Origin of the sequence: Nocardiopsis sp. LOL_012 (assembly GCF_048060475.1) — a bacterium.
Taxonomy (GTDB): Bacteria; Actinomycetota; Actinomycetes; order Streptosporangiales; family Streptosporangiaceae; genus Nocardiopsis.
In genome coordinates this window covers 100353-125060 of the sequence record NZ_JBHMIV010000013.1, presented here as the reverse complement: position 1 = coordinate 125060, position 24708 = coordinate 100353, and the positions used below count along the sequence as shown (strand labels likewise).

The 24708-nt window shown below is 73.1% G+C and carries 27 protein-coding genes; 17 read left to right on the top strand and 10 right to left on the bottom strand.

Going from position 1 to position 24708, the window contains the following annotated elements; translation table 11 throughout:
• Positions 1–10 precede the first annotated feature (10 nt).
• Genes ACFHWE_RS11060 through ACFHWE_RS11040 form a run of 5 tightly spaced genes read left to right on the top strand, consistent with a single transcriptional unit; the run spans position 11 to position 4093 of the window.
• Positions 11–205: a hypothetical protein gene (locus ACFHWE_RS11060; protein ID WP_416600838.1), complete on the top strand. Its 195-nt coding sequence runs from the start codon at positions 11–13 to the stop codon at positions 203–205.
• Positions 198–572 carry a TadE/TadG family type IV pilus assembly protein gene (locus ACFHWE_RS11055; RefSeq protein ID WP_416600836.1) on the top strand — a complete coding sequence of 125 codons (375 nt, stop codon included), beginning with the start codon at positions 198–200 and terminating at the stop codon, positions 570–572. Before ACFHWE_RS11060 ends, ACFHWE_RS11055 begins: the two co-directional genes overlap by 8 nt.
• Complete coding sequence (locus ACFHWE_RS11050) at positions 569–985, top strand: TadE/TadG family type IV pilus assembly protein (RefSeq protein WP_416600834.1); 417 nt, start codon at positions 569–571, stop codon at positions 983–985. The genes ACFHWE_RS11055 and ACFHWE_RS11050 overlap by 4 nt, the downstream gene beginning before the upstream one ends.
• Positions 982–1386, top strand: coding sequence for a pilus assembly protein TadG-related protein (locus ACFHWE_RS11045; protein ID WP_416600832.1), 405 nt, complete (start codon positions 982–984; stop codon positions 1384–1386). The genes ACFHWE_RS11050 and ACFHWE_RS11045 overlap by 4 nt, the downstream gene beginning before the upstream one ends.
• A 34-nt stretch (positions 1387–1420) precedes the next feature.
• Positions 1421–4093, top strand: coding sequence for an OmpA family protein (locus tag ACFHWE_RS11040; RefSeq protein ID WP_416600830.1), 2673 nt, complete (start codon positions 1421–1423; stop codon positions 4091–4093).
• A gap of 129 nt (positions 4094–4222) precedes the next feature.
• On the opposite strand, the gene ACFHWE_RS11035 is transcribed toward ACFHWE_RS11040, so the two are convergent.
• The 3 genes from ACFHWE_RS11035 to ACFHWE_RS11025 form a co-directional block, all read right to left on the bottom strand.
• Positions 4223–5038: an aminoglycoside 3'-phosphotransferase gene (locus ACFHWE_RS11035; RefSeq protein ID WP_416600828.1), complete on the bottom strand. Its 816-nt coding sequence runs from the start codon at positions 5036–5038 to the stop codon at positions 4223–4225.
• A 108-nt stretch (positions 5039–5146) separates the two neighbouring features.
• Positions 5147–5341 carry a DUF397 domain-containing protein gene (locus ACFHWE_RS11030; protein WP_416600826.1) on the bottom strand — a complete coding sequence of 65 codons (195 nt, stop codon included), beginning with the start codon at positions 5339–5341 and terminating at the stop codon, positions 5147–5149.
• Between the two features lies 1 nt (position 5342).
• Positions 5343–6200, bottom strand: coding sequence for a helix-turn-helix domain-containing protein (locus tag ACFHWE_RS11025; RefSeq protein ID WP_416600824.1), 858 nt, complete (start codon positions 6198–6200; stop codon positions 5343–5345).
• A gap of 219 nt (positions 6201–6419) precedes the next feature.
• Here ACFHWE_RS11025 and ACFHWE_RS11020 point away from each other — a divergent pair, with 219 nt between their 5' ends.
• From ACFHWE_RS11020 to ACFHWE_RS11010, 3 genes are all read left to right on the top strand, one after another.
• Positions 6420–6971 (top strand): ATP-binding protein, encoded by a 552-nt coding sequence (locus tag ACFHWE_RS11020; protein ID WP_416600822.1) that lies wholly within the window; start codon positions 6420–6422, stop codon positions 6969–6971.
• Entirely contained in the window at positions 6968–7510 is a 543-nt protein-coding gene (locus tag ACFHWE_RS11015) for a hypothetical protein (protein ID WP_416600820.1), read from the top strand. The genes ACFHWE_RS11020 and ACFHWE_RS11015 overlap by 4 nt, the downstream gene beginning before the upstream one ends.
• A gap of 81 nt (positions 7511–7591) precedes the next feature.
• Positions 7592–7951, top strand: a complete 360-nt coding sequence (locus tag ACFHWE_RS11010; RefSeq protein ID WP_416600818.1) for an MmcQ/YjbR family DNA-binding protein — start codon at positions 7592–7594, stop codon at positions 7949–7951.
• 56 nt (positions 7952–8007) lie between these two features.
• On the opposite strand, the gene ACFHWE_RS11005 is transcribed toward ACFHWE_RS11010, so the two are convergent.
• Together ACFHWE_RS11005 and ACFHWE_RS11000 are read right to left on the bottom strand one after the other, a co-directional pair.
• Positions 8008–11382 (bottom strand): pyruvate carboxylase, encoded by a 3375-nt coding sequence (locus ACFHWE_RS11005; protein WP_416600816.1) that lies wholly within the window; start codon positions 11380–11382, stop codon positions 8008–8010.
• 197 nt (positions 11383–11579) lie between these two features.
• The gene (locus ACFHWE_RS11000; RefSeq protein WP_416600814.1) at positions 11580–11870 is read right to left on the bottom strand and encodes a SelT/SelW/SelH family protein; all 291 of its coding nucleotides are present in this window, start codon (positions 11868–11870) and stop codon (positions 11580–11582) included.
• Positions 11871–11953: 83 nt separating this feature from the next.
• On the opposite strand from ACFHWE_RS11000, the gene ACFHWE_RS10995 reads away from it, so the two are divergent.
• From ACFHWE_RS10995 to ACFHWE_RS10985, 3 genes are all read left to right on the top strand, one after another.
• Positions 11954–12271, top strand: a complete 318-nt coding sequence (locus ACFHWE_RS10995) for a nucleotide pyrophosphohydrolase (protein WP_416600813.1) — start codon at positions 11954–11956, stop codon at positions 12269–12271.
• A gap of 55 nt (positions 12272–12326) precedes the next feature.
• The gene (locus ACFHWE_RS10990) at positions 12327–12749 is read left to right on the top strand and encodes a YchJ family protein (protein ID WP_416600812.1); all 423 of its coding nucleotides are present in this window, start codon (positions 12327–12329) and stop codon (positions 12747–12749) included.
• A gap of 85 nt (positions 12750–12834) precedes the next feature.
• Positions 12835–13581 carry a hypothetical protein gene (locus ACFHWE_RS10985; protein WP_416600810.1) on the top strand — a complete coding sequence of 249 codons (747 nt, stop codon included), beginning with the start codon at positions 12835–12837 and terminating at the stop codon, positions 13579–13581.
• A 13-nt stretch (positions 13582–13594) separates the two neighbouring features.
• Here ACFHWE_RS10985 and ACFHWE_RS10980 read toward each other — a convergent pair whose 3' ends face one another.
• A complete protein-coding gene (locus ACFHWE_RS10980) occupies positions 13595–14977 on the bottom strand; it encodes an acyl-CoA synthetase (RefSeq protein ID WP_416600809.1) in 1383 nt (460 codons plus the stop codon).
• A 419-nt stretch (positions 14978–15396) separates the two neighbouring features.
• Here ACFHWE_RS10980 and ACFHWE_RS10975 point away from each other — a divergent pair, with 419 nt between their 5' ends.
• A complete protein-coding gene (locus tag ACFHWE_RS10975; protein WP_416600807.1) occupies positions 15397–16227 on the top strand; it encodes an alpha/beta hydrolase in 831 nt (276 codons plus the stop codon).
• Positions 16228–16305: 78 nt separating this feature from the next.
• Here ACFHWE_RS10975 and ACFHWE_RS10970 read toward each other — a convergent pair whose 3' ends face one another.
• Positions 16306–17652 carry a DUF2786 domain-containing protein gene (locus ACFHWE_RS10970; protein ID WP_416600805.1) on the bottom strand — a complete coding sequence of 449 codons (1347 nt, stop codon included), beginning with the start codon at positions 17650–17652 and terminating at the stop codon, positions 16306–16308.
• A gap of 355 nt (positions 17653–18007) precedes the next feature.
• Here ACFHWE_RS10970 and ACFHWE_RS10965 point away from each other — a divergent pair, with 355 nt between their 5' ends.
• The 3 genes from ACFHWE_RS10965 to ACFHWE_RS10955 all read left to right on the top strand — a co-directional run bounded on the left by ACFHWE_RS10965 (position 18008) and on the right by ACFHWE_RS10955 (position 20032).
• Positions 18008–18886 (top strand): formate/nitrite transporter family protein, encoded by an 879-nt coding sequence (locus ACFHWE_RS10965; protein WP_416600803.1) that lies wholly within the window; start codon positions 18008–18010, stop codon positions 18884–18886.
• A 182-nt stretch (positions 18887–19068) separates the two neighbouring features.
• Positions 19069–19446: a DUF1330 domain-containing protein gene (locus tag ACFHWE_RS10960; RefSeq protein ID WP_416600800.1), complete on the top strand. Its 378-nt coding sequence runs from the start codon at positions 19069–19071 to the stop codon at positions 19444–19446.
• 187 nt (positions 19447–19633) lie between these two features.
• Positions 19634–20032, top strand: coding sequence for a hypothetical protein (locus ACFHWE_RS10955; protein ID WP_416600798.1), 399 nt, complete (start codon positions 19634–19636; stop codon positions 20030–20032).
• A gap of 58 nt (positions 20033–20090) precedes the next feature.
• Here the strand turns inward: ACFHWE_RS10955 and ACFHWE_RS10950 are convergent, their stop codons facing one another.
• Complete coding sequence (locus ACFHWE_RS10950; RefSeq protein WP_416600796.1) at positions 20091–21272, bottom strand: hypothetical protein; 1182 nt, start codon at positions 21270–21272, stop codon at positions 20091–20093.
• Between the two features lie 144 nt (positions 21273–21416).
• Between ACFHWE_RS10950 and ACFHWE_RS10945 the strand changes: the two genes are divergently transcribed.
• The gene (locus ACFHWE_RS10945; protein WP_416600794.1) at positions 21417–22016 is read left to right on the top strand and encodes a histidine phosphatase family protein; all 600 of its coding nucleotides are present in this window, start codon (positions 21417–21419) and stop codon (positions 22014–22016) included.
• Here ACFHWE_RS10945 and ACFHWE_RS10940 read toward each other — a convergent pair.
• A complete protein-coding gene (locus ACFHWE_RS10940) occupies positions 21985–22470 on the bottom strand; it encodes a DoxX family membrane protein (RefSeq protein ID WP_416600792.1) in 486 nt (161 codons plus the stop codon). The genes ACFHWE_RS10945 and ACFHWE_RS10940 overlap by 32 nt on opposite strands.
• 64 nt (positions 22471–22534) lie before the next feature.
• Positions 22535–23965 carry a PLP-dependent aminotransferase family protein gene (locus ACFHWE_RS10935; RefSeq protein ID WP_416600790.1) on the bottom strand — a complete coding sequence of 477 codons (1431 nt, stop codon included), beginning with the start codon at positions 23963–23965 and terminating at the stop codon, positions 22535–22537.
• 67 nt (positions 23966–24032) lie between these two features.
• Here ACFHWE_RS10935 and ACFHWE_RS10930 point away from each other — a divergent pair, with 67 nt between their 5' ends.
• Complete coding sequence (locus ACFHWE_RS10930) at positions 24033–24674, top strand: pyridoxamine 5'-phosphate oxidase family protein (protein WP_416600788.1); 642 nt, start codon at positions 24033–24035, stop codon at positions 24672–24674.
• Positions 24675–24708: the final 34 nt, after the last annotated feature.

The window sequence follows — 24708 nt, the reverse complement described above, 5'->3', positions numbered from 1 at the left end:
GAGTCCCCCGATGAACCGCATCACCGCCTACCTCTACACCCGCATCCAGGCCCGCCTGCGCCTCACCCGAGACGACAGCGGCTACTCCACCGAGACGATCGTGGTGATCGCCGGACTGATCCTCATGGCCATCGCCGTCGTCGCGACCATCTCCGCTGCGGTGGAGGGTGAGGCCGAGAGCATCGGCGAGGCGTTCGGTGGATGACGACCGGGGCAGCAGCGCGGAGCTGGTGGTCGCCACCCCGCTCCTGCTGCTGCTCGTCCTCTTCGTGATCCAGGTCGCGCTGTACATGCACGCCGACCACGTGGCCGCCGCCATCGCGCGGCAGTCGGTGGAGGCCGCCCGCACCGTCGAGGGTGCGGGCGGCCAGGCCGCCGCAGAGGCGATCGCCGACGAACTCGGCGGCTCGCTGCTGCTGGACCGCAGCGTCTCGGTGGACCGCGGCGCCACCGAGGTCACCGTCGTCGTGCAGGGGCGGGTGCAGTCCCTTGTCCCCGGCACGACCTGGAACGTGCACCACGACCTGTCCGCCCCCGTGGAACGGTTCGTCGAACCGGAGGCCCTCCCGTGACACCCAGGCGAGACGACCGCGGCTCGGCCGCGGTGGAGCTCACCGTCCTCACACCGGTGCTGCTCCTCTTCGCGATGCTCGTCATCCTCGCCGGGCGGCTGTCGGGGGCCGGGTCCACCGCGGACCACGCGGCCCACGCCGCCGCCCGCGCCGCCGCCCTGGAACGGAGCGTGCCCCAGGCCGAGGCCCGCGCCGGAGCGATCGCCGCCCAGAGCCTGGGCGGCTCCGGGCTGCGCTGCGCCGACCACACCCTGACCCTCGACCACGGCGGGCTGGTCCCCGGCGGCACCGTCACCGCCGTGCTCGAATGCCACGTCGGCCTCGGCGACCTCTCCGGGCTCGGCGTCCCCGGCACGATCACCGTCCGGGGGACCTCGACCGTGGCCGTGGACACCTTCCGGGGGCAGCCGTGAGACGAACCTCCTCCGACGACGGCCAGGCCACCGCCTTCGTCGTGGTCATGATGGCCGCCTTCGTGCTCTGCCTCGGGCTGGTCCTGGACGGCGGTGGCCTGCTGCGCAGCCACACCCAGGCCATGTCCTTCGCCCAGGAGGCCGCGCGCGTGGGGACCCAGCAGATCGACTGGGCCGCCTACCGGGAGGGCACCAGCTCGGTGCGGCTCGACGGCGGCGCCGCGGCCGCCGCCGCGCAGGATTTCCTCGCCGACTCCGGAGCCACCGGCACCGTCACCGTGGACGGCGACACCGTCACGGTCACGGCGCGGGTGCCCTACACCTTCACCCTCCTGCCCCTGGTCTCGACCCACGCGGCGGCCACCGCCAGCGCCCGGCCCTACACGCAACCCGTCCCCTAGACGCCACGAACACTGTGAGGCGGCCATGCCAGGTTTGCGCAAGACGAGTGCGATCGCCCTCGCGGCGGCGGTCCTGTTCGGCATCCCCTACCTGCTCCTGTGGCACCTGTCCTGGCCACAGCTCGACCTGTCGTGGTCCGGCGTGCTGGTCCACCTGCGCGCCCTGCGCATGCCGCCGGGGCTGCCCACCGTGCTGCTGATCGTCGCACTGTGGACCCTGTGGGGCCTGTACCTGGCCGGAATCCTCGCGGAGGCCGTCGCCCGCCTGCGCGGGACCGTCGGCCCGCTCCGCCCGCTGGGACCGCTCCAGGTGGTCGCCGCCACCGCGGTCGGCGCCACCCTGGCCGCACCCACCCAGGCCATGGCCGACACCGTCGTCCAGGACGGCGAGGAGACCGAGCGCGGCGACGAGGCCGCCCCGCCCGCGCCCGACGAGGCCCCGCGGGAACAGCGCGCCGAGCGCGAGCGCGTCGTCTCCGGGTTCGCGACCGGCTCGGCCGAACTCACCGACGCGATGCGCCAGGACCTGGCACCCGTGGTCGACCTGTTGCTCTCCTACGGCGACCCGAGCGTCCCCGTGCACATCACCGGACACACCGACCCCAGCGGCGACGTCCAGACCAACCTGCGCCTGTCCCAGCTCCGGGCCCAGGCGGTCGCCGACCACCTCGCCGACGAGCTCAGGGCCAAGGCCCCCGACACGGTCGTCACCGGGGTCGGATCGCAGGAGGTGCGCGAGGGCGGCGCCGCCGACCAGCGCAGGGTTGAACTCACCTACTCGTTGCGGACCGGCCCCCTGGCGGGCACGCCCGCTCCGGCCGAAGACGCCGACCAAGCCGGGGAGACCGCTCAGGGGACACCGGGAGAGGAGGCACTGGAGCAGGTACCGGTCTTGTCGGCCTCCGCGGCGGAGGAGGACGGGGAGGAGACCGCGCAGGTCGTCGTCCTGGAGATCCCCGACACCGCGCCCACCCTCGCCGCCGGGTTCGCCGGACTGCTCGGCGGCTACGTCCTGTCCCGGGGCGGTGTGCGCGTCCCCCGGACCATCCTGTCGCTGCCGCGTCCGCGCAACCCGTTCCCGCGCAAGCCCACCCGCCACGCCCTGCCGCCCGCCCCGCCCCGCCCGGCCCCGAGCGAGGACATCGACGACCGGGTGAGTGTGGAACTGGGCCACGTCCCGGGGCTGGGTCTCACTGGCGCGGGTGCGGCGGGCGCCGCCCGGCGGCTGCTGTTCAACGCACTCGACACCTCGGGTGAGGACACCGCACGCGTGGTGGTCACCGAGGCTGACATCGAGCACCTGATCGGGGCGAAGGGCCGCGAACTGCTCAGCAGGCACCCCTGCGAGCCCCTCCAGATGGTGGGCACCACCCGGCAGGCGCTCGAAGTGCTCCAGAACGAACTGCGAGAGTCCGCCGAAGAGGCGCTGACCACCGACGAGCCCGCCCCACTCGTCCTCGTCTCCCGCACGCCCGGGCCCGAGCACGAGACCGCGCTGTCCGCACTGCTGCTGCACGGCCAGCACCGCGGCATCAGCGCCGTGATTCTGGGCCGCTGGCCGCTCGGCGGCAGTTGCGTGATCGAGGAGGACGGGCTCATCGTCGAGACCAGCCCGCCGCTCAACCCGATCTTCCACTACTCCTGGCCCGGCTGCTCCGCTGACCGGGTGCGGGAGGCGATCCGCGCCTACCGCCACTCCCGGCCCGTCACCGACTCCCGTTTCCAGGAGGAGCAGGAGGAGTCGGCCGGGTTCGTGTTCGAGGACTTCGACGGGTTCGGGGAGGAGACGGAGACGGAAGAGCGCGCCGCGTTCTCCTACGACGAGCCTAAACGGGCGGTCGAACCGGTGGCGTCCTCGTCCGAAGCCGAGCAGTGGGACGAGCGGGAGGACGAGGAGCCGGAAGAGTGGCGGGAGCCGGAGCGGCGGCCGACGGCGGTCGAACTCACCGAGGCGCTGGCCGGTTCCGAGTGGGTCCCCGCCCCTGCCCCGGCGGCGGCCGGGGAAGAGACCGGTGCGGAAACCCGCTACTACGATTCGGTCGAGGACCACAACGAATGGGTCGAGGAGCCCGAGCCCCCCTTCTCCGAGAGGGCCGTGTGGGAGGCGGGCGAGTCCGCTGTGCCGGAGGACACCGAGCCGGAATCGGAGCGGACCCGTCTCCCGGACCGGTCGGAGCCCCCGGCCAAGGCGGGCAAGCGGACCCGCGCTCCGGGCCGGAGCGGCAGCCGGTCCGTGCCCGCCGCCAGGCCCGGAAACGGAGGCGGCAGGGCGTCCGGCTCCGGGTTTTGGGACACCCCGGGCGGCAGCGAGGACGTCGAACCGAATGCCTTCTGGGGAAACGTCCCCGAACCGGGCGAGCCCGCGCCCGCCGCGCCGAGGGACACCACGCCTGAGGACACCGCCCAGACGGTGCCGGTCGCCGCGCCGACCCGGCGCAAGGCGGCGGCTCCGCGCAACCGCACGGAGGCCTCGGCCGACCTGCCGAAGACCCCGCTCCGCAAGCGCCCAGGCCCGGTGAAGAGCCGCCGCACAGCGCCCGCGGTTCGGGCGTCCGACACGGCGGAGAGGGCCTCCGGGCCGGAGAGCGCGGGCCAGGGCGGCGACGGGAGCGGTGGCAACGGCGGCCAGCCCGTGTCGCGCCCGATGCCCGCCAAGCCAAGGAAGGCGGGCCGGGGCCGGACCTGGCGCCCCAAGGAGCCGGTGTAGCCCCCGGAGCACGGTCGGGGTTCTCCTCAGCGCGAAATTCGACGCTCAGTTTCGTACTGAGGAGAACCTCGCCGAGGGGTGTACCGGGCCCGGCGCTCAGCCGTCGGACGTGCGGGCTTCGGGCACCGGCTAGAAGAAGCCCTCCAGAAGGTCGTGCAGCCGGAGCCGGTCGGGGTCGACCCTGTCTCGGCCGTACACGTCCAGGAACCTCTCCGCCGAGGCGGTGCCGAACTGGGGGTTCAGGTGGCTGCTCAGGCTTCGCACCATGTCCGCGAGGTCGGAGTGCGGATCGGCCACCCCCGCACGGCCCACGTCCACGAACCCCGACACGCGATACCGGTCGATGAGCACGTTGGGGAGGGAGAGGTCGCCGTGGGACACCGCGGGCCTCCCGCCACCGAGTTCGCTGACCATGCTCTCCAGTTCGGCCAGTATGACCGCCGCCGAGGGTCCCTTCCGCCCCGCGGCGGCCCACGAGCGGTCGACCAGTCCGGACTCGACCCGTTCTCGGATGTCCGGAAACAGCGACGACGGGGACATGTCGAATCGAAGGGGAGCGTTGGCCACGACCGTGGCGTGCAGCTCACGGGTGGCGCGGGCGATCAGGTCGACGACGGTGTCGCGATCCGCCTCGGGCCAGGGGTCGGATGCCGGACGGCCCGCGAGTGCTCGCGTCGCGAGCCAGATGCGGCCGCCGTCCGCGCCGGTGCCCAGGACCTCGGGCACCGGGACCGCCAGGCGTGCCAGCCATGTGAGACGGGCGGCCTCGGATTCGATGCTGTGGACGAGGTGGCGGATCCGGCTGTCGGCCGACTTGACGAAGGCGACCGGACGTCCCCGCGCGTCGAGCATCCGTGAGACCCGCGCGCCCGAGAGCCCGAGGCTGACGGCCTCCTGCCGGAGGACGCCCCACTCCGGTCCTAAGAGCTCCATCGGGTCCGCCATGGACCCGATCGTAGAGCCCGAACGTGTGTGATCTTGCTACCAGTGCAGGATCAGGGCCGTTCTCCTGCGCTGGTAGCAAGATCACGTGCTGTAGGGCTGGGGGAGTGGTCAGGCGTCCTTGGTGCTGGCCAGGAAGGCGCGCCACTCACCGGTGCCGAAGAAGAGCGCGCCCAGCTCGCGGTGCTTGGTGTCGCGGACCCCGGTGACCGGCCCCTCGGCGACCTCGACGCATGCCGCTTCGCTCTGGGAGTAGCTGGACTTGTGGAAACGGGGGTGGCGCGAGGGAGGGGGCGTCGCTGTCATGTCAGTGGTCCTTGTCCTTGCTGTGCTGGTGGGCGATGTGTGTCATCAGAGCCAGGGTCGGAGCGCCGTCGTCCATCGCGGCTGCGCGAAGACGGTTGTAGACGTCTGAGTAGTGGGCCATGTTCTCCGGGCTCGACATGAACATGTGGGAGGACGGGCCTTGGAGGTACACGGTCATGAGCCCATGGTGGTCCACGCGCAGGATGGAGAAGGACGCCAGAGTGAGCGCGGCGTGTGCGCCTGCGCTGTAAGGGAGTACCTGGAGCGTGACGGTCGGCATGTCGGCCAGTTCGATGAGGTGTTCGACCTGCTCCTGCATGAGTCGCGCGCTGCCAATGCGTTGTCTCAGTGCCGCCTCGGCGATGATGATCCACACATGCGGCGGGTTTTCACGGGTCAGTACCTGCTGACGGGTGAGGCGTACCTGGACTTCCCTGTCGAGGTCGCTGTCCGGGCGCATCGTCGCTCCGATGACGGTGCGGGCATAGTCCTCGGTCTGGGCGAGTCCGGGGACGAGCTGTGACTGGTATATCTCGATGGACGTCGCCTGCGCCTCGATGTTGGCGTACGAGCGGTAGCTGCGCTCCAGGTCGTAGGGCTGCCAGCGGTCGGGTTCGCGGGCCTGCTTGCGCAGGGCGAGCAGGCGGTCGAGTTCCTCGGAGGCTTCGTAGAGGGTCAGCAGCCGTTCGATCGCGGCGGCCCCGGGGACCGCGCCGCCGTCGCCCGGTGTCTCCCATCGTGCCAGGCTGCTCGCGGCCGTGCGCATGGAGGTCACGACGTCGCTGAACTTGCGGTCCCCACGGAGCCTGCGGAGTTCCTGGGCAAGTTGCCACTGCGCCAGTGTGGGGTTGCCAGCCATCTCTTGATGATGCCTTTCCTTGCAGGAACGGACAAATCGGCTACTTTCAAAAGCTACTTGCAAATGCTTGTGGCTTTAAGTTTACTTGAACTGTGCCTTCGGTGCGGGCGTCAGGACTAGCGCTGGTCATCGAGGCATGAGAAAGCCCTGGCGGGTGCGGTCACACCCCCAGGGCACGCCACCCCGTTCTGCCCTGTGTAGCCAGAAAGCGAGATCGGCATGTTCATTGTGCCCGAACAGCGCATACCCCTCCACACGTCCACAGCCGGGTTCGCGGGGCGGCGGTGGCCCTGCCGCCTCTACCCCGGCGACCTGGTCCACACCTCCGAGCTCCGCGACGACCTGCGCGAGGACCTCGCCCGCCTGTCCGGCCTCGCCCCCGACACCGCCGACGACGTCGTGCTGTGCGCCAGCGAACTCTTCGCCAACGCCGTCGACCACTCCCGCTCCGGCGAGCCCGAGGGCCACGTCATCCGCACCCTGACCATGCCCGCCGAAGACCGCCTCCGCGTCGGGGTGATCGACGACGGCTACCGCTCCAACGGCCCGAACCCGCCCACGCTGCCCGAGATCCCGGCCGACCGCAGTCCGCAGGAGTGGGCCGAGGCCGAGCGCGGCCGGGGCCTGCTGCTCGTCGACGCCCTCGCCGCCGCCTGGGGCAGCCGCGCGGTGGTGGGCTTTCCCTTCTGCGAGGGGCTGGGCACGTTCCTGTGGGCGGAGTTCACCCTCACCCCCGCCGCTGCCACCACGTCCGCCGGGGCCGGGCAGTGACCGCACCGGCGCCGGTCTCCTCCGGGGTGCGGGCGGTGCTGTCCGCGCCTCGGGGTGCGCGCTTCACCCGCACCCGCACCGGCTCCCGACGTCCTGCGGCCGAGCCCACCCGCCGCGAGCGGGTCCTGGCGCAGAGGGCCGACAACCCCCGGATCGTCTACCGCCAGGCGCACGGGGAACTGCCCGCCTGGATGCACCTCCAGGCCGACCGGATCGTCGCCCGAGACCGGCCCGACCGGCCCCAGCACCCCCACCGGCGGCCCGACGACCGTCCCGGAACGGTTCCGCGTCCGCGCGAGGCACCCGACGACGGCCCGGCCCGCCCGGCACCCCCGCCGGGGAAGCCGCCGCTGCCGCGCCGCCGCTCGCGGCGTCCGCGCGATGGCCACCGACCGCCCGGCCACCACTCGCCCGGCCACCGCCCCCGTGGCCACCGCAGACCCCGTCGGGGGCCGGGGCTGGCGCGGCTGGTGGCCGCCTACGCCCTCGCCTCAGGGATCGGCGCGCTGGCCCACCACCTGTCCACGGCGGTGCTGTAGCGGCCCGCCACAGACCGGGGCCGCGCCCGCTCGGGGGCCGGCGCGGCCCCACCGGTCCGCGGCGTGTGGTTACCTGCTCCCATGGGCGTTGAGATCGACCGTTTCTCCCGGCTGGCGCGGGCGCTGCCGGGGTGCGCACACCGGGACTCCGACAGCTACACCACCTTCCGTGTGGCCGACCGGCCGTTCGGCTACCTGTGGCCGCGCACCGCCACCGTCGGGCTGAAGCAGACCCTGCTGGAACAGGCCGCACTGGTGGCCGAGCGCCCCGAGGTGTTCGAGGTGCAGTTCACCGCGGGCGGGTTCGGCTGGGTGGTCGTCCACCTCGACGGGATCGGCCTGGACGAGCTCAGCGAGCTCACCCTGGAGGCCTGGTACCTGACCGCGCCCGAGGAACTGCGCGCCGCCGCGCCCACCCCCGTCGCACTGGCCGGGGCCTGAACACGCGGCGGCCCCGCACCCGGACCGGGTGCGGGGCCGCCATGCCGATTCTCGGGTCAGGACAGGCAGATCAGCAGGTCCCCGCCCTCCACGCGCTGGACGGCGCCGACCGCCAGCCGGGAGACGGTCCCGGACACGGACGCGGTGATCGAGGCCTCCATCTTCATCGCCTCGATCGTGGCGACCGTCGCACCGGCCTCCACCTTCTCGCCCTCGCCCACCACCAGCGTCACCACGCCGGCGAACGGCGCGGCCACGTGGCGCGGGTTGTCGCGGTCGGCCTTCTCCGCCTCGCGCACCTCCGAGGCCAGCGACCGGTCCCGGATCTGGAGCGGGCGCAGCTGGTCGTTGAGCGTGGTCATCACCGTGCGCATGCCCCGCTCGTCGGCCTCGCTGACCGCCTCCAGGCCGATGAGCAGCCGCACGCCCGGCTCCAGGTCCACCACGTGCTCCTCGCCCTCGCGCAGACCGTAGAAGAAGTCCGCGCTGGAGAGCACGCTGGTGTCGCTGAAGTCCGCCCTGTGCTCCAGGAACTCCTTGGTCGGCGCGGGGAACAGCAGCCGGTTCAGCGTGGCGCGCCGCTCCTTGGTCAGCCCCGTGTGGTCGTCCTCGCTCAGCTCCTGCACCGGCTTGGCCTCGCCGCGGCCCTTCAGCGCGCGGGTACGGAACGGCTCGGGCCACGCGCCCGGGGGCACGCCCAGCTCACCGCGCAGGAACCCGATCACCGAGTCGGGCACGTCGAAGCGGCCCGGATCGGCCTCGAAGTCGGCGGGGGAGACCCCGGCCCCCACCAGGTGCAGGGCCAGGTCGCCCACCACCTTCGACGACGGGGTGACCTTCACCAGGCGGCCCAGCATCCGGTCGGCCGCGGCGTACATCGCCTCGATGTCCTCGAACCGGTCGCCCAGCCCCAGGGCGGTCGCCTGCGTGCGCAGGTTCGACAGCTGGCCGCCGGGGATCTCGTGGTGGTACACGCGCCCGGTCGGCGACGACAGCCCCGCCTCGAACGGCGCGTACACCCGCCGGACCGCTTCCCAGTACGGCTCCAGGGCGTTGACCGCGTCCAGGTCCAGCTCCGTGGAGTGCTCGGAGTGGTCGAAGGCCGCCACGATCGCCGACAGCGACGGCTGCGAGGTGGTGCCCGCCATCGAGGCCACCGCCCCGTCCACGGCGTCGGCGCCCGCGTTCACCGCCGCCAGGTAGGTGGCCAACTGGCCGCCGGCCGTGTCGTGGGTGTGGATGTGCACCGGCAGGTCGAACTCGCGGCGCAGCGCGCTCACCAGAGTCGCGGCGGCCGGGGCGCGCAGCAGCCCCGCCATGTCCTTGACCGCCAGCACGTGCGCGCCCGCCGCCACGATGCGCTCGGCCAGCTTCAGGTAGTAGTCCAGCGTGTACAGCTTCTCCGCCGGGTCGGACAGGTCGGAGGTGTAGCACAACGCCACCTCGGCCACGCCCGTGCCCGTCTCGCGCACCGCGTCGATCGCCGGGCGCATCTGCTCCACGTCGTTGAGCGCGTCGAAGATGCGGAACACGTCCACGCCGGTGGCGGCGGCCTCCTCCACGAACGCCGACGTCACCTCTTTCGGGTAGGGCGTGTAGCCCACCGTGTTGCGCCCGCGCAGCAGCATCTGGAGGCAGATGTTGGGTGCCGCCGCGCGCAGCGCCGCCAGCCGCTCCCACGGGTCCTCGGCCAGGAACCGCAGCGCCACGTCGTAGGTGGCGCCGCCCCAGCACTCCAGGGACAGCAGGTCGGGCAGGGTGTGCGCCACCGCCGGGGCGACCGCGAGCAGGTCCCTGGTGCGCACCCGCGTGGCCAGCAGCGACTGGTGGGCGTCGCGGAAGGTCGTGTCGGTGACCGCGAGGCGGTCGGAGGAGCGCAGCCACCGCGCGAACCCCTCCGGGCCCAGCTCGTCCAGGCGCTGCTTGGACCCGGCCGGGGGCGCGCCCTCGGGGACCGCGGGCACCTTGGTGACCGGGTCGATCAGGTGCGGGCGCTCCCCGTGCGGCTTGTTCACCGTCACGTCGGCCAGGTAGGTGAGCAGGCGCGTGCCGCGGTCGGCCGAGGGGCGCGCCGTCAGCAGTTCGGGGCGCTCCTCGATGAAGGACGTCGTCACCCGGCCCTGCTGGAAGTCGGTGTCCTCCAGCACCGCCTGGAGGAAGGGGATGTTGGTGGCGATGCCGCGGATGCGGAACTCGGCCACCGCGCGTCGGGCCCGGCCGATGGCCGTCTCCAGGTCGCGCCCCCGGCAGGTCAGCTTCACCAGCAGCGAGTCGAAGTAGGCGCTGACCTCGGTGCCGGCGGCGGCCGTCCCGCCGTCCAGGCGGATGCCCGAACCGCCGGGGGAGCGGTAGGCGCTGATCGTGCCCGTGTCGGGGCGGAAGCCGTTGGCGGGGTCCTCGGTGGTGATCCGGCACTGGAGCGCCGCGCCGCGCACGCTGATGGTGTCCTGGGACAGGCCCAGGTCGGCGAGGGTCTCACCGGAGGCGATGCGCATCTGCGCCTGCACCAGGTCGACGTTGGTGACCTCCTCGGTCACCGTGTGCTCCACCTGGATGCGAGGGTTCATCTCGATGAAGACGTGGTTTCCGTCCCGGTCCACCAGGAACTCCACCGTCCCGGCGTTGCGGTAGCCGATGTGCTCGGCCAGGCGCACCGCGTCGGCGCACATCCGCTCGCGCAGCGCCGGGTCCAGGTTCGGGGCGGGCGCCAGCTCCACCACCTTCTGGTGGCGGCGCTGCACCGAGCAGTCGCGCTCGTAGAGGTGGACGACCCCGCCCTCGCCGTCGGCGAGCACCTGCACCTCGATGTGGCGCGGCTCCACCACGGCCTTCTCCAGGAACACCGTGGGGTCGTCGAAGGCGGCCCCGGCCTCGCGCATGGCGGCCTCCACCGCCTCGCGCAGGTCCTCGCGGGTGTCCACCCGGCGCATACCGCGGCCGCCGCCGCCCGCCACCGCCTTGACGAACAGCGGGAAGCCCACCCGATCGGAGGCGGCGACGAGCTCGCCGAGGTCGGTGGAGGGAGAGCTCGACTCCAGCACGGGCACCCCGGCCTCGCGGGCCGCGGCCACCGCGCGGGCCTTGTTGCCGGTCAGCTCCAGCACCTCGGCGGGCGGGCCGATGAAGGTGAGCCCGGCCTCGCGGCATGCCTTGGCCAGGTCCGGGTTCTCCGACAGGAAGCCGTACCCGGGATAGACGGCGTCCGCGCCGGCCTCCCGTGCGGTGCGCACGATCTCGTCCACCGACAGGTAGGCGCGTACCGGGTGGCCCGGTTCGCCGATCTGGTAGGCCTCGTCGGCCTTGAGCCGGTGCAGGGAGTTGCGGTCCTCGTGCGGGAACACCGCGACGGTACGAGCGCGCAGCTCGTTGCCCGCGCGCAGTGCGCGGATCGCGATCTCCCCGCGGTTGGCCACGAGGATCTTCTGGAACATGCGGTCGCCTCCTGATGCGTCGTCCGCTGTGCGTGGGCCCAGCGGCGCCGTCGCCGGTCTCCTGGTGCCCTGCGCACACGGTCCCGGGAACGATAACCGCACGGGTGCGGCCCGGCTGGTACCGGGGTGGTGCGGGACCCGATCGCGTCGCCCCGGTGTGTCGGCGGCCCATGCCGGGCCCTCGGTCAGGGCCTCGGTCAGGGTTTCTTCTGCTCGGAGTGGCCCAGGGGCCGGTCCGGGGCGATTCGGTCCCGCACCAGGCGTTTGAGCTCGGCGGCGTCGGTGAAGGCGGCGTCGCTCTCGCGCGACCACACGCTCTCACCGTCCAGGCGCACCTCGAACACTCCACCGGTGCCGGGCACCAGCGCGACCTCGCCCAGGTCCTGTTCGAACGTGGTCAGCAGTTCCTGCGCCATCCAGGTCGCCCGGGGCAGCCACCTGCACCGGACGCAGTACTCGATCTCCAGCCGGGGCTTGTCGTCCACCATGCGTTCCAGGATGGCATGCCGGTCCCGCGGTGGTCGCGGGCGCGGTGCGTGTCCTGCCTCACCACGGTGGTACACCTGGCCTCATGAGTATCGCGTCGCTGCAGAAGCTGCTGGAGGACTTCGCCGAGGTCCGGGACTGGGGCCCAGCGCACACTCCCAAGAACCTGGCGATGGCGTTGGCGGGGGAGGCCGGGGAACTCGTGGCCGAGTTCCAGTGGCTCACCGAGGAGGAGTCCGGCCGCGTCATGGACGACCCGGAGCGGGCCGAGGCGGTCCGCCTGGAGATGGCGGACGTGTTCTGCTACCTGCTGCGCCTGGCCGACGTCCTGGGCGTGGACCTGGACGCCGCCGTCCGGGAGAAGACGGCGATCAACGAGCACCGCTTCCCCGCGCCGCGCTGACTGCTGCCGCCACGGCGGGGTCGCGGCAGGAGTCCCCGCTTGGGACCATGGGCCCATGGCCAAGAGCAGACCACGCACCCGCCCGGCGCGCCCCGACGTCTCCGCGCCCTGCCCCTGCGGACGGGAGGCGACCTACGCCGACTGCTGCGGGCGCCTGCACGCGGGGACCGCCACCGCCGCCACCGCCGAGGAGCTGATGCGTTCGCGCTACAGCGCCTTCGCAGTCGGGGACGCCGCCTACCTGACGCGCACCTGGCACCCCGACACCCGGCCGCCGCGCGTGGGCACCGCCCCCCGCACCGTGTGGACGGGGCTGGAGATCACCTCCACCACGGGCGGCACCCCCTTCCACAACGAGGGCACCGTGGCCTTCCGTGCCCGCTACCGGGAGGGCGCAGCCGAGGGGGAACTGCGCGAGGACAGCCGCTTCGTGCGCCACGGCGGAGCGTGGGTCTATCTGGACGGATCGCACTACTGACCGGTATCAGGTGGTTTTCCCTCTTCCGTTCCGCGCTTTGAGGGGGTAACAAAAGGTGACCCCACCAACGTGACGCGGAGCACACATGACCCCCCGACCCCCCGGTCCGCAGGAAAAAGACGACCTTCTCCAGATGCTGGGCCGGATCCTGGTAGGGGCGGCCCCGCAGAGCTGGCGCCACCTCGTGTACACGGCCAGGATCGTCGGAGCCTTCTCCGAGCACACCCTGGATATCCAGGGCCCGGACGGGAGGGTCCACCGCTTCCCCGTCCCCGGCGGCGTCGAGGCGGCCGCCGCCGGCATGAAGCGGGTGTGCTACCGCCCGGGCCGGGGCACCTGGATGTCGATGGACTTCACGGTGCGGCGCACCGGCAGGTACGACGTGGACTACGACCACAGCGTCGAGCCCGTCGGTGCCGCCCTCCCGGACCCGGCCGACTACGCGCGCGAACTGGAGCGCTTCCCCAGAGCGGAGGAGTGCGTACCGGCCTGGCTCCGCGCTCGGCTCGGACGGGCGGGGGCGGCCGGGCTGTCCGGCACATCCGGGGCGTTCGGTGCGTCCGCTATGGACGGGGCGCAGGGGAACCCCGGTGGCCCCGGGGACGGCACCGCGCCGCTGACCCCCGACGAGGCGGTGCGCATGCTCGTGTTCGCCTTCGTCGTCCGCGGGGTCGACGTCTCCTTCCAGGGGCCCGACACCTTGCTCGTCCCCAGCCCCGGGGGGATCGGCGTCCCCACCGACATCAGCCGGTTCCGTACCGCCCTGACCGGCGCCTCACCCGAACAGGGCGCCCGCCACGCCGCAGGGTTCGTCCACGCCGTGTGGCGGTGAACCCGGGTCCCGCTCACCCCAGCAGCTTCTTCTGGACCTTGCCCATGGCGTTGCGCGGCAGCGACTCCACCACCCGCACCTCGCGCGGCCGCTTGTGCACCGACAGGCTCCCCGCCACGAAGCCGACGACGTCGGCCGCCTCGATGCCCTCGCCCACCAGGTAGGCGACGATGCGCTGGCCCAGGTCGTCGTCGGCCTCGCCCACCACCGCGGCCTCCCGTACCGCCGGGTGGCCCAGCAGCGCCGCCTCGACCTCGCCCGCACCCACCCGGTACCCGCCGGTCTTGATCATGTCGACCGACATCCGCCCCACGATCCGGTGCCGCCCCCGCGCGTCCACGACGGCGGCGTCGCCCGTGCGGAACCAGCCGTCGCCGGTCCACGCCGCGGCCGTGGCCTCGGGCAGCCCCAGGTACCCGTCGAACAGTGTGGCGCCGCGCACCTGCAACTCGCCGATGCTCTCCCCGTCCTCGGCCACGGGGGCGCCGTCCTCGCCGCGCAGCCGCGTCCGCACGCCCGGCAGTGCGGGACCCACCCAGCCGGTCAGGCGCGGCGCGTCGGCGCGCGCCGCCGTGGTGATCAGCGTCTCGGTCATCCCGTAGCGCTCCACCGGGCTCTGACCGCTCAGGGCCGCCAGGCCCTCCGCCACGGGAGCGGGCAACGGGGCGCTGCCCGACACCAGCAGCCGTGCCCCGGCCAGGGCCCGCGCGGCGCCTTCGTCGCGGACGACGCGCGACCACACGGTCGGCACGCCGAAGAACAGGGTGCCGCCGGCCTCCGCTGCCGCGGCGTAGGCCGCCGGGGTGGGGCGGACCGTGTGCACCAGGGAGCAGCCGGTGCGCAGTGCGCCCAGCGCGCCCAGGACCAGTCCGTGGACGTGGAACAGCGGCAGGCCGTGCACCAGGGTGTCGTCGGCGGTCCACCCCCAGGCGTCGACGAGCGCGTCCAGGTCGGCGGCCACGGCCGCGCGTGAGACGATCACCCCCTTGGGGGGACCGGTCGTCCCCGAGGTGTACATGATCAGCGCCGTGGCCTCGCTCGGAGGCTCGGGGAAGCCCTGCGGGGAGCGTTCGGCGGGGTCGACCGGGACGGCGGGCAGATCTGCGCCCGGGCGCGGCGGCCCCAGCCACAGGCGGGCTCCGGAGTCGCGCACGATGTGGCGGCGCTCGGCCGCACCGGAGTCGGAGGGGACCGGCACCACTGGGACACCGGCCAGCAGACCGCCGGCGACCGCGACCACCGTCGACAGCGAGGCCTCCCCGTGCACCGCGACGGCGTCGGCCCCGGTGATCCGCGCGGCGACGGCGGCCGCGGCCGCTCGCAGCTCCCCGTGGCCGATCCCCTCGTCCCCGACGCGCACTGTGCGGCCCTCACCCGCACCGGTGTCCCACAGCATGCGGCCCCCGTCCGTCGCCCCGTTCGATCGCGAGCCAGTACACCACAGGGCAGCGGTCGATCCGCGCGGCGGCTCCGAGTGCCGCGGCACGTCCGGGCCTCCCGGGTCGGTGGGGTCCGGGTACGGCGCCTCACCCGGTTCCCGGACCCGATTCCGTATTCCGTTCAGGGGAGCGGCGACTCCATATCCGCATTTACTGCATATCAATAAATGCGAATTTTGCGGGGCCTCCGTGTCTGTGCTGTTCAGAAGGATCGGTTTTCCCCCTGGGGAGGGGGATCGCCCTTTCCGATATGTATCAGTGGGATCACGGGTCTGTTACGGGTTTCGTTGACACCGCTGGTCCGATGCCGAATATTCGGTGCCACGGCGCGTGCAGAACACTCCGAAAACCTCCCGCTCACCTAGGAGTTCACACCATGCTTTCGCGCAACCGATTCGGCCGCACGCTCGCGGTGGGCTTCGGCCTCCTCCTCGGCGCCAGCCTCCTCCAGGCGGCGCCGGCCTCGGCGACCACCGGAGCCTACGACGCCGAGTACACCACCCACTTCACCCTGTGGGGCCACACGGTCTACCGGCCCGTCGACCTGCCCGAGAACGAGGACCTGCCCATTGTTGCCTGGGGCAACGGCGCCTGCCGCGCCGACGGCACCTGGTTCGAGAACATCCTCACCGAGTTCGCCTCCCACGGCTACCTGGTCATCGCCAACGGCCGCCCCGGCGGCAGCGGCAGCACCGACGCCGAGATGCTCACCGACGCCATCGACTGGGCCGAGGGACGCAACACCAGCTTCTTCAGCGAGTACCGCGGCCACCTGGACACCGACAGCATCGCGGTCATGGGCCAGTCCTGCGGCGGTCTGGAGACCTACGACGTCGCCGACGACCCCCGCATCGACACCACGGTGATCTGGAACAGCGGCATGTTCAGCGACGCCGACCCCAACCGCCTGGACCACCTGCACGCCCCGATCGCCTACTTCACCGGCGGTCCCAGCGACATCGCCTACGAGAACGCCCTGAACGACTGGGACGACCTGCCCTCCGGCCTGCCCGCCTTCATGGGCCACCTCGACGTCGGCCACTACGGCACCTTCGAGGAGACCGACGGCGGCGAGTACGGCCAGGTGGGCGTCGCCTGGCTGGACTGGCAGCTCAAGGGCGACCAGACGGCCGCGCAGCAGTTCGTCGGCAGCAACTGCGGACTGTGCGTCGACCCGGACTGGGACACCGACCAGAAGAACCTCTAGTCAGCATCCCGCACTGACTGGACAGGGAACGTTCCCGGGCGGAGGACAGGCACACAGCCGCCTGGGAACGCCCTCCCCTCAGCGGGAGAGCGACTCCCGCGCCTCCAGGGACGCCGCGTCCGCGGCGTCCCGCCCGGCGTTCAGGCCCAGGGGGTGCGACGGCTGTGCCGAGGCCGCCCGCTCGGCTCCGGGGAAGGCCGACCGGAACGCCTCCGCCACCCGCTGCGAGCGCCGCTCCACCACCACCGCCAGGTCTCGGCCCCGCCCGGCGCGGGCGCGCACCGCCTCCTCCTCGCCGACGCGCGCGGCCTCGGTGAGCCGCTGCCCGACCCGGTCGGCGAAAGCCGCCAGGAAGGCCGAACGGAAGGCCCTGGTGGCCGACCGACCCTGCCCGTCCCGGACGGGGCCGGCCAGGCGCATCGCGGTGGTCGCCTGGACCAGCAGCGACGCGAACAGTGCCCCGGTCGCCTGGACGTCGTGGGCATACCCCATGACCGTGCACATCCCCAGGTCCTGGTGCCAGAGCACCTCGCAGCGGTTGGCCCGGGCGACCACGTTGAGCAGGGCGGCCCGGTGGGCCTCGTAGGGCTCCTCCACCGGGATCCGGCGGCCCACGACCTCTTCCCCGCCCCCGTCCTGGGCGGCCGACAGAGCCGCGTAGTCGATCCGGTGCCGGGCCATCATCTCCTGGGCGCGGCCGGTCAGCGCCTCGGCCTCCTCGGGGAACTCGGTGGCCTCCGCCTTGGCCAGCAGGCCGCGGATCCGTGCCAGCTTGACCGGGTCCGATCGGCCGTCGACCCGCACCGGGGCGCCCTCACCCGGCAGGGGGCACAGCCGCCGAAGCTCCGGCAGGCCCTCCAGGACCGCCGCCACCCGCACGGCCAGGAACACCGTCGCGCCGCGGTCGAGCCCGTGCCGCTCGGCGAACAGGTGCGGGTGGTCGGCGTCGTCTCCCCACCACGGCCCGATGCCCAGCTCACGCAGTTGGCGTGACCACTGGGGGGCGATCCGCGACCGTGGATAGCGCCGGTGCTCCGCCGCGACCATGTCCGCGACCAGGGCGCCTGCGGTGCGGTCCAGCTCGCGGACCACCATGCGCACGCACTCAGCGGGCTGCCACCCGCGCTCCCAGGCGGTGCGCACCCGCCGCTCCAGCGCTCCGAACAGGGTGAGGCCGACCGCACGCCCCCACCCGGGCGCACCGGGTTCGGACAGCTCGGCCAGGGTGGCCTCCACCCGGACGCCGTCACCGCGCCGCAGGGCTTCCACGGCGTGGGAGACCAGACGGCGGGCGTGCTCCGTGAGGCCGGATGGCGCGGGCGCGGGCGCGGAGGCCGGGGCCCCGGGATGCCGGGCCCACTGCCTGAGCCGCCGCCTGCCCCGCCTCGCCTCGGCACCTCGCCGTCCGCCGTCGTCCTTGTCCATGAGCGCGCGATTCCCATTCACCCCGGCCGTTCCGTTGATGACCAAGAATGGCAGGAAAATCCGGGAACCGTGACAGGCCTGTGGAAAACCTACGTCCGTGCGCCGCCGCGCCCGCGGACCGGGGGTCACCCGAAACCCCTGTGTGACCCACACGAAACGCGGTGTTCCGACCGAAGGGCCGGGTGCTCGGCGAACGCCGCTACGCTCACCGTTAAGACGGTGTTTCTGTGAGTATAAGGTAACGCTTCTGCCACGGATCGGGCACGGCAGTGAAATCCGTTCACAACACACTCACCGGGAATGCCCGCTCCTCGGCAACGGCGCCCGGAGGACACCCGCAGACCGAAGGGAAGGCATGTCCTACCTGACCCCGCCCGAGTTCACCAGGAAGATGGTCGACGCCGGCGAATCGAAGATCAAGCTGTCCACCCGCGACACCCTGATCCGCTCCTTCATGGCGGGCGCCATCCTCGCCATGGGCGCCGCGTTCGCCGTCACGATCACCGTGCAGACCGGCAACGCCCTGCTGGGCGCCCTCCTGTTCCCGGTCGGCTTCTGCATGCTCTACCTGCTCGGCTACGACCTGCTCACCGGCGTCTTCACCCTGGCCCCGCTGGCCCTGATCGACCGCAGGCCCGGCGTCCGCTTCACCGGACTGCTGCGCAACTGGGGGTTGGTGTTCGTCGGAAACTTCGCCGGGGCGTTCATGGTCGCCCTCTTCATGGCGATCATCGTCACCACGGGCTTCGCCACCGATCCCGACGAGGTCGGCCAGCGGCTCGGCACGATCGGAGAGGCGCGGACCGTGGGCTATGCGGAGTTCGGCGCCTCGGGCATGCTCACCCTGTTCATCCGCGGCGTGCTGTGCAACTGGATGGTCTCCACCGGCGTCGTGGGCGCGATGGTCTCCACGTCGGTGGGCGGCAAGGTGATCGCCATGTGGATGCCGGTGATGCTCTTCTTCTACATGGGATTCGAGCACTCCATCGTGAACATGTTCCTGTTCCCGGCCGGCATGCTGCTCGGCGGCGACTTCTCGGTCGTCGACTACCTGCTGTGGAACGAACTGCCCACCGTGGCCGGCAACCTCGTCGGCGGACTGCTGTTCGTCGGCCTCGTGCTGTACATGACGCACGTGCGCACCAAGACCGCCCCCGTCGCCCCGGCCGACGCGACCGCGCCGACCGGAGGGCCGAAAGCCGAAGAGAGGGTCGCGGTCCCCGCCGCCCAGTGAGGACCGGCCCCGCCCCGACGCCAGCCCGTGTCCCCCAGGGGCTCATCCCCTCGGTCCGCCCCGCAGGACACGGGCGGGGTCGCGGCGCGGGGTGGGCGTGTGCGATAGTGGCGCAGAATACATACCGACTAGTCGGTTGCCCGGGGGCGCACCGCACTCGGACCACGACAAGGAGATCAGCCATGGCCGTCGACCCCGAAGGATCCGCGCTCGCCCGACTGCTGGCCGACGACCCCGGCGGCCCCTTCGTCATGCTCAACCTGCTGCGCTTCGCGCCCGACGGCCGCCCCTCCTACGAGGAGTACTCGCGCCGCACCGCCCACTTCCTCAAGAAGTACGGCGGCAAGCTCCTCTACGCCGGTGACGGCCAGACCGCCCTGGTCGCCGAGGAGGGGCAGTCCTGGGACGCGGTGCTCGTCGTCCAGTACCCCAGCCGGGAGGCGTTCAGCCAGATGGTCGCCGACCCCGAGTACCAGCAGGTCACGCACCTGCGCTCCCAGGCCCTCACCGAAGCGGTGCTACAGCCGACGATCCCCTGGGGATCGCGCCGCGACTCCTGACCGCCGCGCTCCGCCGCCGAGGCCGTCCCGTGGGCACACCCGTGTGCCCACCGGGACGGCCTCCGGCTTTGCGGACACCGGACACTGGGGTTCGTATCCATCCGTAACCGGGTGGGGTGGATCCGGCGGTGCCCGCCCCGCGTCCCAGGGGTGTCCCTCACGCGGACCTCTGCGCAAGGAGGCGCACATGCTGGAAACGATCGGACTCCTCGCTTCGGCCGCCGGGCTGGTCATCGCCTCGGTGGCGGTGCACCGCCTCAGGGTCTCCACCATCGGAGGCGGACTCGAACGCGGCGCTCTGGCCGGCCCGGGGACGCGCGCCGCGGCCCGGACCGCCCCGGCCTGGCGCACCGGGCACCTGGCCGCGGCCTCCTGGCTGGCGACCGCCGTGCGGGCCGGATACAGCGCCGGAGCCCTCACCGCCGCAGCCCTTTTCGCGGCCCTGCTCACCGACGTCTTCTCCGGCGTGGCCTTGGCCCTGGCCACCGCTGGGTACATCGCCCTGGCCGTGTGCCTGGCCGTCGGCACGGCCAAGGCGAACGCGGCGGACCAGGCCCCGGCCGGAGAGCGGGCCAGCCCCCTCTGACAGCGGCCCCACCGGGACGCACGGCGACGGGGAGCGCCCCAGCAGCAGCCGCCCCGGGTCAGGACGCGGCTGGTCCGGGCCGCAGCCCGAACGGCACGCCCATCCCCACCAGCCACCCGCCCTCCTGGAGCCGCGCGAAGACCTCCTGGGAGACCTCGTGGTCCGGCGCCTGCCGGACGGGCCAGCCGAAGTGCACCGACAGGGCCGACCAGCTCGGACCGTGGCCGTGCTCGGAGCGGTAGTCCGCCACCCACCGGGCGACCTCCGCCTCCCGGCCCGAGAGCAGGGCGTCGGCGCGCTCGCTCACGGGCAGGTCCGGGTCGGTGGTGGCCGGGGCGTCCCTGGGCGGCGTCCGGGGCGGGAACGGGGCCAGGGACATCGGCCCGGTCAGCTCCGTCAGACGCGTGCGCACCTCGGCGGTGTCTCCGGCGGGCTCCTCGATCCAGTCGAGCCGGACCAGCCACGCCACCATTTCGGCCACCTCGTCGGCGCCGCCGGTCAGCGCGCACGCCGACACGACCTCCTCGACCGGGACGGAGATCTCCCCCCGGGTGTCCGCCTGCGCCGCCAGGTACACCCCCGTCAACCGGAGCCGGTTGGGCTTCTTGCGGAACTTCTTGTGCGACAGTCCGCGCGAGACCCAGCCCGAGGTCCGCGAGCGGATCCCGTTGCTGGTGTCCCACGGGTTGCCCTCCAGGTCGGGCAGGCCGCACCGGGCCACGTTCTGGGCGTCCGAGTCGATCACCTCCTCGGGCGTGGTGTCCAGCCAGCCCGAGGAGGTGAGGGCGGTCAGCGCGGCGCGGGGGTCCTCCAGCCGCAGGGACCGCAGGTCCTGTCCGGTGAGATTGGCGTGCCCCTTGACCGCGCCGCGCAGGGCGCAGGTGAGCGCGAGCAGGCGGCTGTCGGGGTCCCCGCCCACGGACCGCTCGGCCAGGTACGCCCACACCCGGTGCAGGAGCGAGGCCTGGTGCCCGTTGAGGTGGGACGGGGGGCGGTTGGGCTTGAGTTTGGGTCCCTCCCGGCGCCGACGCAGGTACTCCCGGTCCTTGCGCTTGCGCTCGCGGCTGTTGGCGAGCTTCCTGCGGTCGGCCCATCCGGGAGGGTTGCTGATGCCCAGTTCGGCGCAGCGCTCACACTCCATCGCCGCGGCCAGGTCCTCGTTGGGCTTGTGGAACCGGGGCTGCGAGGCCTGTTCGGGCGCCGAGCCCCGCGCGTCAGTGGCTACGGTGCGTTGCGTCATGTGCAGGAGACTAGCGACGATCCCCCGTCGTCCGTCCCGCTTTCACGGAATCCGTCCCGTTTCGGCGCGAGGGGCCGTTCCCGGCAGGGCCGTACCCGGGAGGTGACGGTGCGTCCGCGCCGCTGGTGGGGCAGGATCGGTGCCATGGGAGAACTGGTGTTGATCAGGCACGGGCAGACCGAGTGGAGCCGTGAGCGCAGGCACACCGGGCGGACCGACCTGCCACTGACCGCGGAGGGGGAGCGCCAGGCCGAGGCGCTGCGCCCCCTGCTCTCCGGGCGCGACATCGACCTGGTGGTGACCAGCCCGCTTCGCCGCGCCGTGCGTACGGCCGAACTGGCGGGGCTGGCGGGTGCCGTCACCGACCCCGACCTCATGGAGTGGGACTACGGCGCCTACGAGGGGGTCACCACCGCCGACGTGCGCCGGGAGCGGCCGGACTGGGACCTGTGGACCGACGGCGTGCCGGAGGGGGACGCCGAGCACCCGGGCGAGGGCGCGCGCCAGGTCGGTGAGCGCGCCGACCGCGTCCTGGCCACCGTCTCGCTCTTCCTGGGCGGCGACGCCCCCGACGTCGTGCTGGTGGCGCACGGCCACGTCCTGCGTGTGCTCGCGGCCCGCTGGCTCGGCCTGGAGCCGGGCGACGGTGCGCTGCTGCGCCTGGACACCGGCGGGGTGGGCACGCTCGGCCACGAACACGGGCGCCCGGTCGTCACCTCCTGGAACCGGCGGGGCCGGGTGTAGCGCCCCGCAGTCGGCGCGGGGCTGTCAGGGCGACCGTGGCCGCCGCGGCCAGGAAGAGCACCTGCATCGCGGTGCGAGGCAGCAGTTCCTGGTGCGGGGCCAGGTCCGTACCGGTCAGGGCCAGGTGCACGTTGGCGGGCAGCATCGCCACGAGCAGGGCGGCCAGCCCCACCGCGGCCCAGCGCGCGGTGCGCGGCCACAGCAGGCCGGCGGCCCCGGCCAGTTCCAGGACCCCGGTGGCGGTGACCAGCAGGCCCGGCGCGGGGAGCGCGGGCGGGACCATCGCGACGAGCTCGCCCCGCATGCCGACGAAGTGCACCGTTCCGGTGAGAGCGAACATCGCCGCGAGCCCGCCGCGCAGTGCGACGGGCCACGCCCGCAGTGCGCGCACGCCCAGCGCCCCCGCTGCACGCAGCAGGAGGGTGACGGTGGCGAGGGTGATGAGCGGTTCCACGGCGGCCCCCTTGAACTTTCCACTGGAAAGACCAGTGTACTCCAGGGAACTTGTCAGTGGAAAGTCAGGGGCGGTCCGCGTTCTGGGGCCGGGACGCGGGTGCATGGCGGCCCAGCACGTCGGCCAGGACCGCGCAGGCCCGGCGCAGCCGTGACCGGTCCGCCGACCCGTAGCCCAGGACCAGACCGTGTACCCGGGGCCTACCCCGGCCGGCGTGCGCGGTGTCCTCCACCAGCACCCCGCGCTCGGCCGCCTCGGCGGCCACCGGGCCGACCGCGTCCGCCGACAGCGGCACCATCACGTGCAGCCCCGCCGTGTCCCCGGTCAGGTACGGCCCCAGGCGCTCCACGAGCAGGGCGCGCCGCCGCGCGTACTCCAACCGCATGCGGCGCAGGTGCCGGTCGAGGTCGCCGCGCTCCAGCAGCAGTGCCGTGGCCGCCTGGACCGGGCCGCTGGTGCGGTCCGACAACCGGATCCGGGTGGCCGCCACCCGCTCCACCACGGCCGGAGCGGCGACGAGCCAGCCGATCCCAAGGTCGGGGGTGAGCGTCTTGGACAGCGTGCCCAGCAGCACCACCCGTTCCGGATCGAGCCCGTACAGGGCGGGCAGCGGTGCCACGTCGTAGCGGAACTCGGCGTCGTAGTCGTCCTCCACCACCACGGCACCGCTCTCCCGGGCCCAGGACAGCAGTCTCTCCCGCCGCGGTACCGGCAGCCTGCCGCCCAGCGGGTACTGGTGCGCGGGGGTCGTGTACACCGCGGCCAGGTCTCCGGGCAGCCCTTCGGTGACGATGCCCTCGCCGTCCACCGGGCAGGGGACGACCTCCGCGCCGCGTCCGCCGAGAACGCCGTACGCCCGGCCGTACCCCGGGTCCTCGATGCCCACGCGCGTCCCCGGGCCGAGCAGGGCGGCCGCCACCAGGTCCAGCCCGTTGCCCGTGCCCCTGGTGACCAGGACGTTCTCCGGGCCCACCCGTACACCCCGCGCCCGGCGCAGGTGCTCGGCCAGCAGCGCGCGCAGGCGGGGCAGGCCGCGCGGGTCGGGGTCGTCGCCGAAGGGCTCCTCGGCGGCGTGGCGCCAGGCCCGGCGCCAGGCGGCGCGGTCGATACCCAGCACCCAGGGCGCGCCCGGGCGCAGGTCCACCAGGTCGCGGTCCCTGGCCTCCCCGCGTGAGGGCCGCCGTCCGGCGGGCACCGCAGCCGCCCCACGGGCTGGGGCGGGGGCGGGCAGCGGGGTGTGCTCGGCGACGAAGGTGCCCGAACCGTGGCGCCCCTCCAGCCAGCCCTCCGCGTAGAGCTGCTGGTAGGCCTCGGTGACCACCGTCCTGCTCACCCCCAGCCGCACGGCCAGGGCGCGGCTGGAGGGCAGGCGTTCGCCTGAGGGCAGCAGACCCCCGGCCATGCTCTCGCGCAGGGCGTTCGCCAGTTGCGCGGTGAGGGGGAGTGCGCCGCCGCGGTCCAGGTGGACGGGGGCCTCGGTGACGTGACGTGCCACAGTGGTCCTCTGCTTTCCGAGAGAAGTGGACATGGTCGGGATATCCACTTCTCCCTAACCTAGAGCCATGCTCTCCACGACGGCACGCACCCGGCTCGGCCGGGCCAAGCACAAGGCCAGAACCGACCGCTCCGACCTGTACGACCTCCTCGACGCCGCGCTGGTGTGCCACCTCGGCGTCGTCGCCGACGGGACGCCCATGGTGGTCCCCACCTGCTACGGGCGTATCGGCGACACCCTCTACCTGCACGGCTCCACCGGGGCCCGCTCCCTGCGCGCCGGGGGCGAGGCGTGCCTCACCGTGACCCTGCTGGACGGCATCGTCCTGGCCCGCTCGGCGTTCCACCACTCGGTCAACCACCGCTCCGCCATGGTCTACGGTGTGCTGCGCACGGTCACCGACGAGCAGGAGCGCCTCGCCGGTCTGCGGGCGCTCACCGAGCACCTGGCCCCGGGCCGGTGGGACGCGGTGCGCCCGCCCGGCCCCAAGGAGAGGGCGGCCACCCGCGTGCTGGCGCTGGCCCTCGACGAGGCCTCCGTCAAGGTGCGCACCGGCCCTCCCGTCGACGACGAGGAGGACCTCGCGCTGCCCGTCTGGGCCGGGGTGCTCCCGGTCCACCGGGTGTTCGGCGCCCCCGAGACCGCCCCGGACCTGGCCTTCGACCTGCCTGTCCCCGACCACGTGGCCCAGCGCGCATACCCGGCCTGAGAACCAGCGCGGAGCCGGGGAAGGTGAACCGTGG

Bases quoted from the DNA above. Each gene is read 5' to 3' on its own strand.
- ACFHWE_RS10930 (WP_416600788.1), top strand. From the start codon at position 24,033: ATGCTCTCCACGACGGCACGCACCCGGCTCGGCCGGGCCAAGCACAAG.
- ACFHWE_RS11025 (WP_416600824.1), bottom strand. From the start codon at position 6,200: ATGGCTGGCAACCCCACACTGGCGCAGTGGCAACTTGCCCAGGAACTC.
- ACFHWE_RS11020 (WP_416600822.1), top strand. From the start codon at position 6,420: ATGTTCATTGTGCCCGAACAGCGCATACCCCTCCACACGTCCACAGCC.
- ACFHWE_RS11010 (WP_416600818.1), top strand. From the start codon at position 7,592: ATGGGCGTTGAGATCGACCGTTTCTCCCGGCTGGCGCGGGCGCTGCCG.
- ACFHWE_RS10990 (WP_416600812.1), top strand. From the start codon at position 12,327: ATGGCCAAGAGCAGACCACGCACCCGCCCGGCGCGCCCCGACGTCTCC.
- ACFHWE_RS11030 (WP_416600826.1), bottom strand. From the start codon at position 5,341: ATGACAGCGACGCCCCCTCCCTCGCGCCACCCCCGTTTCCACAAGTCC.
- ACFHWE_RS10975 (WP_416600807.1), top strand. From the start codon at position 15,397: ATGCTTTCGCGCAACCGATTCGGCCGCACGCTCGCGGTGGGCTTCGGC.
- ACFHWE_RS10970 (WP_416600805.1), bottom strand. From the start codon at position 17,652: ATGGACAAGGACGACGGCGGACGGCGAGGTGCCGAGGCGAGGCGGGGC.
- ACFHWE_RS10960 (WP_416600800.1), top strand. From the start codon at position 19,069: ATGGCCGTCGACCCCGAAGGATCCGCGCTCGCCCGACTGCTGGCCGAC.
- ACFHWE_RS10950 (WP_416600796.1), bottom strand. From the start codon at position 21,272: ATGACGCAACGCACCGTAGCCACTGACGCGCGGGGCTCGGCGCCCGAA.
- ACFHWE_RS10955 (WP_416600798.1), top strand. From the start codon at position 19,634: ATGCTGGAAACGATCGGACTCCTCGCTTCGGCCGCCGGGCTGGTCATC.
- ACFHWE_RS11000 (WP_416600814.1), bottom strand. From the start codon at position 11,870: ATGGTGGACGACAAGCCCCGGCTGGAGATCGAGTACTGCGTCCGGTGC.
- ACFHWE_RS10945 (WP_416600794.1), top strand. From the start codon at position 21,417: ATGGGAGAACTGGTGTTGATCAGGCACGGGCAGACCGAGTGGAGCCGT.
- ACFHWE_RS10985 (WP_416600810.1), top strand. From the start codon at position 12,835: ATGACCCCCCGACCCCCCGGTCCGCAGGAAAAAGACGACCTTCTCCAG.
- ACFHWE_RS10995 (WP_416600813.1), top strand. From the start codon at position 11,954: ATGAGTATCGCGTCGCTGCAGAAGCTGCTGGAGGACTTCGCCGAGGTC.
- ACFHWE_RS11035 (WP_416600828.1), bottom strand. From the start codon at position 5,038: ATGGCGGACCCGATGGAGCTCTTAGGACCGGAGTGGGGCGTCCTCCGG.
- ACFHWE_RS10980 (WP_416600809.1), bottom strand. From the start codon at position 14,977: ATGCTGTGGGACACCGGTGCGGGTGAGGGCCGCACAGTGCGCGTCGGG.
- ACFHWE_RS10965 (WP_416600803.1), top strand. From the start codon at position 18,008: ATGTCCTACCTGACCCCGCCCGAGTTCACCAGGAAGATGGTCGACGCC.
- ACFHWE_RS11005 (WP_416600816.1), bottom strand. From the start codon at position 11,382: ATGTTCCAGAAGATCCTCGTGGCCAACCGCGGGGAGATCGCGATCCGC.
- ACFHWE_RS11060 (WP_416600838.1), top strand. From the start codon at position 11: ATGAACCGCATCACCGCCTACCTCTACACCCGCATCCAGGCCCGCCTG.